Origin of the sequence: Sphingobacterium sp. UBA5996 (assembly GCF_002429765.1) — a bacterium.
GTDB lineage: Bacteria > Bacteroidota > Bacteroidia > Sphingobacteriales > Sphingobacteriaceae > Sphingobacterium.
The window spans coordinates 1-7205 of sequence record NZ_DJAS01000031.1 but is presented as its reverse complement, the minus strand read 5'-3'; the positions used below and the strand labels follow the sequence as shown (position 1 = coordinate 7205).

Annotated in this window: 5 protein-coding genes; 1 reads left to right on the top strand and 4 read right to left on the bottom strand. The window is 38.8% G+C overall.

Annotated elements, in window-relative coordinates; translation table 11 throughout:
- Positions 1-19 precede the first annotated feature (19 nt).
- A complete protein-coding gene (locus tag B3E00_RS21205) occupies positions 20-2383 on the bottom strand; it encodes a glycoside hydrolase family 127 protein (RefSeq protein WP_293939954.1) in 2364 nt (787 codons plus the stop codon).
- A gap of 283 nt (positions 2384-2666) precedes the next feature.
- Here B3E00_RS21205 and B3E00_RS21200 point away from each other — a divergent pair, with 283 nt between their 5' ends.
- Positions 2667-3257, top strand: a complete 591-nt coding sequence (locus B3E00_RS21200; protein ID WP_293881738.1) for a TIGR00730 family Rossman fold protein — start codon at positions 2667-2669, stop codon at positions 3255-3257.
- A 671-nt stretch (positions 3258-3928) separates the two neighbouring features.
- Here the strand turns inward: B3E00_RS21200 and B3E00_RS21195 are convergent.
- The 3 genes from B3E00_RS21195 to B3E00_RS21185 all read right to left on the bottom strand — a co-directional run bounded on the left by B3E00_RS21195 (position 3929) and on the right by B3E00_RS21185 (position 6892).
- Positions 3929-4723, bottom strand: coding sequence for a (Fe-S)-binding protein (locus tag B3E00_RS21195; RefSeq protein WP_209576094.1), 795 nt, complete (start codon positions 4721-4723; stop codon positions 3929-3931).
- A gap of 7 nt (positions 4724-4730) precedes the next feature.
- Complete coding sequence (locus B3E00_RS21190) at positions 4731-6029, bottom strand: (Fe-S)-binding protein (RefSeq protein WP_293881740.1); 1299 nt, start codon at positions 6027-6029, stop codon at positions 4731-4733.
- Between the two features lie 188 nt (positions 6030-6217).
- Entirely contained in the window at positions 6218-6892 is a 675-nt protein-coding gene (locus B3E00_RS21185; protein ID WP_293881742.1) for a TetR/AcrR family transcriptional regulator, read from the bottom strand.
- Between the last annotated feature and the right edge of the window lie 313 nt (positions 6893-7205).

Here is a 7205-nt window from a genome sequence, read left to right as displayed (position 1 = left end):
GACTTTTCGGACACCCTCTTTAATCAGGCAGAAGGGTTCGGACTTCTAAGATCTTGTGACTTGTTGAAGCCGTCCCGGCCTTAATTTTCAGTTCTATTTTCGTCTTATCTATAGCATCTTGAGGAAGAGGTATTCGTATTGTCTTAATAATTGTCTTCTCATCCTTGTCTTCCAATGTACTTATGGTTTTACCATTGATCATAACTTCAGTTACCCGAGGCGAGCTATCTGCCAGCAATTTGATTGCTACCAGTTTAGTCTCGGGTGTTATTTTCATCGTATAACTAAACCAGCTTTTTGTATCTCGCCATCGCGTATCGCCGAATGCTCCTGCATTGCTACCTTCCTCGCGAAAAAAGTGATCTGATTCTGGTTGCTGTTCACCAGCCACTACTTTATCGACCGTTTTAGCATTAAGGGCCAAACTTTCTATCTCGTCTCTACTCATTTTATCCTGTAATTCCTGTAATTCTTTCGCTGTAGCTTGAGGCCAATAGATCATATAACGAGAATCATGAATACCAAAAAAAGGTTCGAGTTCCATTTGAAGACTTTCTTTTCCGATATAGAGATCAGAGAGTGTAAAATGCAAAGGTTTGGATGCTATAGGTTTTATAAGAGCTGGAATATTATTAGGCTCAGCCTTAAGGATTGGAAGATCACGTAAAGGGATTTGTTTTCCTGATGCGATGTGTCCCATTCGGCTATCATCTGCCTGCAGTCCGGTGAGGTTTTCCTGTCCTGTGCGAGCTCCCAAAACAATAGGTCCATATAAAATACTGTAATAGTTACTCTTATCGGGTAATTGTTCAGTATGTATCTCCATAGGCAGTTCTACGCTAACAATATCACCTTTTCGCCATGTTCGTTTGATTTCGATATGCTCATTCGTCAACTGGAAATTTTCGTAGCGCTTACCATTGACAGACACCTTTGGATTAGTGTTTAACCAGCCCGGTTTACGAATAAACAGGCTGAATGAAGTCGGCTTTTTGGGATTGATTCGTATGTTTGTGTTTGCTTCTGTTGGAAATTTTGTTTCTTGAATAACTTCCATATTTTGCTCCTTCCAGTCTAGGCGTGAAGGAATGTAGAGATTGACATATAAATCATTGTTACGATGGGCATAGATCATTTCACCATATTTGGCGTGATTTTCCATACCTGACCCAACACAGCACCACATACTTGTCTGTGTCTGTGAATAAACGCGATAATGTCCCGGACGGATCTGTGTGAAATACACTAATCCACCATGTTCTGGGTGTTGTGTCGATAGAATATGATTGTAAAGAGCGCGTTCATAAAAGTCGAGATATTTGCCCTGCGGATCAGTTTGGTATAGCATTTTTGTGAGGCGTAACATATTGTATGTATTACAGGTTTCGGGGCCCTCGATGCTGTGGATCATCTTTGAAAAATCATCTGTCGGATTAAAATGTTCACTCACACTATTTCCACCAATGGAAATGGAGCGCTGTTCAACAACGTTGTCCCAAAAATACCTAACGGCTTCCGCCCATTTTTCGTCATGGGAAAGGTCAGCTATACGTTTGAAACCCAGAACCTTTGGAATCTGTGTATTCGCATGAAGTCCTGTTAAATGGTCTTCACGCTGCAAAAGAGGATCGAGAATGGATTTATGGCTGAATTTGCGGGCAAGTTCGAGATAAGCGCTATTTTGGGTAATAGCAGCGACATCTGCGAAGGTTTCATTTAGGCCGCCGTGTTCACTCCTTAGCATATCCTGTATTTGGGCTTCTGAAAGCTGACTAACCAGCTTAAGTGCCCAATCGGTCATTTTAATAAGCATCCTTTTAGCAGATTCATTTCCGGTCAAAACATAGGCATCCCGTAGACCCGCATAGATTTTGTGTATATTGTATAGCGGCACCCATTTCCCATTCAGGTTGAAGCTACCAGCATTGATCTTGCCTTGTTGAACTTCCGCCCAAATAACTTGACCACCAGGTACACCACCAATATACCCATTTCCGTTTGCATCCTGACATCGTTTCAAGTTGTCGAGCATATAATTAAGGCGTTCCTTGATACGACGATCTCCTGTAGAAGCATACATATATGCTAGAGCGGATAAATAGTGCCCGCCAATATGTCCATCTAATCCCGTATTTTCCCAATTGGTATAAGATTCTTTTTTGAGTGGTAAACTGGCTTCACGCAAAAAGGGAGCTAGTAGTCGATCTGGATCCATTTCCAATAAATAATTGATGTCCAGATCTTCTGCATGTTTAAAAAAGCCAGGCAATAACCTTACCTCCCTTAAATCAAAATAATTTAATCGGGGTGTTGTTTGGGCGTAAAGCGCCAAACTAAATAAACTTGCAAGAACGATGTGGAAAAATTTGTTTTTTAAAATCATATCGAATGAAATTATCGTGTGTTTTTAACAAGATCTGATGAGCTTGTCTGGTTAGCAATTATTTAAGAGGAACGGTAAATCAAAGATATTAAATGTGTTACTTATTTTAAATGTTTTTTTTACATTTATACTCCTTTGTTCTAAAATAGGAGATAATTTTTGCGAATAAGGTGATATTGATGAGGCGTAATTTCGAAGCTGAATGGAGTGTGGGTGTTTTAACTTTGTGTAAGACCATATGAAAAATAAAGTTGATCCGTTAGTTTTTTAGCTATACTTGTATATGAATAAAGTTAAAAGTATTGTAGTTTTTTGTGCTTCCAGTTTAGGTAATTCGGCAATTTATGAAGTACAGGCTGCCCATGTTGGTCAGGTTTTGGCTAAATCTGGTATTCGTTTAGTTTATGGTGGTGGACGGGTTGGCTTAATGGGTGCTGTTGCGAACGGAGCTCTCGCTCAGGGAGGTGAGGTAATCGGAGTTATTCCTGACTTTTTAAATTCGAAGGAAAGAGAGCATACGGGAGTAACAAAACTGATTACTGTAGATACCATGCACGACCGTAAACGGATTATGAATGATTATGCGGAAGGGGTTATTGCTCTGCCAGGAGGTTTTGGTACGTTAGAAGAGCTTTTTGAAATGATAACATGGGGGCAGTTGGGTTTACATAAAAAGCCCGTTGGTTTGTTAAATATTAATGGATTTTATAATCATTTAATTCAATTTGTGGATCACATGGTAGAAGAGGGGCTTGTTAAATCGGAAAATAGAGCGATGCTATTGGTTGCTGATACGATTGAGGAGCTGATTGAAAAGATGCAACAGTATGAGGCACCAATGGTTCCTAAGTGGATTGAGAGAGATGAAGTTTAGACAACAATCGTTATTAAAATAGATCGTTTTTTTCAATAGCCTATTAGAAAAAAGCAGATTAGATTAAATCATTTGGTAATTATACGCTGAACAGCTCCTTGTAAATAATTGTTGGGGCGCATCGATTCTATTCTTGATAAAATGCCCGATCATTTGATTCGGGCATTTTTAGTTCAAAGACCTTAAAACCAATCTTTAAAACTCGTATAAAGGCGCTTTGCTTAATCCAGCACAGTAAGTATGCTGTTGTGTTCCCACATTCAGAACGGGCGTTCTTTACGTATAAAACATCCGAAAAATGTGGCCTAAATGAATTTTGTTTCAGATAGCCCTATAGAAATTATGACCAGATTAAAGAGCTTTAATGCCCATTAATAAGTTGAATAGCTATTAATTCAGATCATTTTTTTATAAATGGCAAGTTTTGAACAACATTTTCAACGAAATGAACAACAATTGATCGACCGATTGGGTGTATCTTTGTTATGGCTAGATGTTAGAGTCGTTTGGTCAGCAAAAATACAGCGCTGATCTTCGATTCGGGGGAATCCCCTATATTTTAACCGGCTTTGGGATTCCCCTAATTTACTCGTGAAAAGGAGATATTCTTCTCCCTACACAAAAGGCCCGATCGTATGATCGGGCCTCTTTTAATTTGTATGGCAATATATTTACAAGTGATTTGCCCGTGCAGTGATTTCTGCTATATCTAACACTTCAATCGCTGATTCTTTTTCTTTGATCTTTACGCCATCTTTTAACATAGTCATACAGAAAGGACATGCTGCAGCAAGAACATCAGGCTGCGCATCAATGACTTCTTCAATGCGTTCTATATTAATGTCTTTTACCCCTGGTTCTGGTTCTTTAAACATCTGACCGCCTCCTGCTCCACAACAGAGCCCGTTGCTCTTACAGCGCTTTAGTTCAATCAACTGGGCATCCAGGCTTTCCAATACCTTTCTTGGTGCTTCATACACTTCATTTGCACGGCCAAGGTAGCACGGGTCATGGTAGGTTATTTTTTTTCCTTTGAATACATTGTTGTCAGCTGGTTTCAATTTTCCTTCATCGATCAGACTTTGGATCAATTGTGTATGGTGAATGACCTCATAGTTTCCACCTAGCGACGGATATTCATTCTTCAATGTATTGAAACAGTGGGGACAGGCAGTAACTATTTTCTTAATTTCATAACCATTTAGTACTTCGATGTTCATCATGGCCTGCATTTGAAATAGAAATTCGTTTCCACTTCTTTTAGCCGGATCTCCGGTACACGTTTCTTCTGTACCTAAGATGGCATATTTTAAACCAACATGTGCTAATATTTTGCAGATATCGCGTGTAATTTTTTGTGCACGTTCATCAAAACTGCCAGCACAGCCAACCCAAAATAGTATATCTGGAGTTTCTCCTTTAGCCAACAGTTCTGCTACTGTCGGAACTTTTAATTCATTGTCCATCATAAAACTATTTTTGTTGAGTCCAATTAGCGCGGTCCAGTTGTGCATATTTCCATGGTGCGCCGTTGTTCTCAATATTTCCAAACATATTATTAATACTCGAAGGAGCTTGTGATTCTTCCATAATAGCAAAGCGACGAAGTTCAATAATAATTTCAAGGGGATTAATATTGACGGGGCACTGTTCTACACAAGCATTGCAGCTCGTACAGGCCCATAATTCTTCTCGGCTGATATACGTATCAATTAAAGATTTCCCGTCATCTTGAAAGCTCCCGTTTGTTTTGATATTGGTGCCTACTTCACTTAGTCGATCCCGTGTGTCCATCATTATTTTTCGTGGCGATAGCAGCTTTCCTGTCATATTTGCGGGGCAAGAAGATGTACAACGCCCACATTCAGTACAGGTATACGCATCCAATAAATTCTTCCAGGTCAAATCCTGTACATCTTTGGCCCCAAAACGTGCATTTGCATCTGTGGAAGGCGGAGTGAAACTAGGATCAAGCATGGCTTTTACCTCATTGGTGACAGCAGGCATATTAGATAGCTTACCTTTGGCATTTAGATTCGAAAAATAAGTGTTTGGAAAAGCCAGAATAATATGAAGATGTTTAGAATAGGGTAGGTAATTCAAGAAGGCAAGTACGCCAAGAATATGAAACCACCAGCAAAACCGTTCTATTAAAAATAATATATCTGTCGAAGCTGGAAGGTAGGGAAGGAGATAATGGCTTATTGGAAATGAACCTACAGAGGTAAAATGTGCATAGCCATACAGCTGCAATTTAAGATCGGAAGCGTTCATGAGTAAAAAAGCCGACATTAAAAGAATCTCTGTGATTAAAATAATATTTGCATCCGTCTTGGGCCAATTTTTCAATTCCAGGCTATTTAAACGAGCTACTTTAGCGCTATTTCTCCTGATTAAGAAAATGACACAGGATAGCAGCACGCCGAGTGCGAGCCATTCAAATGCTCCGATTAAAAAATTATAAAAGCTTCCTAAAAATGAAAAGATCCGATGTGTGCCGAATAGCCCGTCTATGATAATTTCCAACATTTCAATGTTGATGATAACAAAGCCGAGGTATACGAATAAATGCAAGACTGCAGGAAAAATTCGCTTGAACATTTTTTTTTGTCCAAAGGCGACAAGGAGCATCATCTTCCAACGCTCTGCAGGTTTACCCGAACGATCCGCTGGGCGGCCCAGCTTGATGTTCCGATAAATCTGTTGTGCATTTTTGCTAAAAAGGAATAATGCTACAGCGAAACAAACTGCAAATATTAGTTGACCTATCATATGTTTGAATCTTGGTTATAAACAAATATACTATATTATTTTGTTATGCTAACATAGTAAAAATAAATCAAAAATGGATATATAGCAATATTTTATTGAAATTTTAAATGAGGATTATGGGTGCTAATGAAAAACGTCCAAAAATGATTATTCTCTTTGGACGTTTTCTTTATTTATAGCCGATTAGTCTATAGCTGGACATCAGCGAAGGTCTGCTCTAAAATTTTGCGCACGGTTTTTTCAATCCGTTGTTTCCCTGCTTCGGTATTGATATCGATACCAAAAAAAGCACTGCCTGTCGATTTCGCTTGTAGGCTCATATAGTTAATGGAACTCAACAGAATAGCAAATGTTGCCCGGAGGTCGTTTTCCGAATTTTCAAACTTAGAGTCTATGTGTTTAAACAATTCTTCACCAAGCATTTCTCTTCTTTCGGCAATGTTTTTTAACGCTTTGGTCTTTTCGCCTAATCCCCAATGAATGACTTTTTGTTTCGTTTTATCCTTTAAAAAGGTGTTAAACTGAGATTTAAGTAATTCTTCTAGCGAGGAGATAGTGATGGAGCGCGGATTCGAGATCATTTGCTCTAAGACTCCCTTATCTCCGATTTGCCAAAAGTCTTTTTGTGCCATGTAAGCTTCCACGAGTTGATCAAGACCACCAAAATAATTCCATATTAGTGCTTTGTTCAGCCCACATTCCAAAGCAATATTAGGCCCGTTCAATGCGTGATATCCTTTTTTCTGAATTACCTTTCCGACAGCTGCAATCATTCGAGCCTTGGTGCGTTCCTTGTCACGAATAGGACCGGAAGTCACCTTTCTTTCTTTTTTAGGATTATCCTCAATTACTTTCTTTTTCATGCGAATAAAATCAAATTAACGAAGAAGCATTCTTGGGCACCTCTTATTCGTCTGTTAAAGAACAAATTTGGGACCACGAAGTTTTCATTAGGGTAGATATGTTTGTTTTTCTGGAACAATATCCAAAATTTAGCTGGTAAATGCAAGAAAATCAAGTATGAGATTTTTAGTTTATCATATTCTTTAGGCTCAAGGGAAAGCTATGTTGGAGGAATTGTACGATCTATTACAATAAAATTGGGTTTGATTTATTGAAATGGAGTTTACATAAAAAAAAGGATCATCCATACAGGAGGGCACTGAAAAAGTCTCA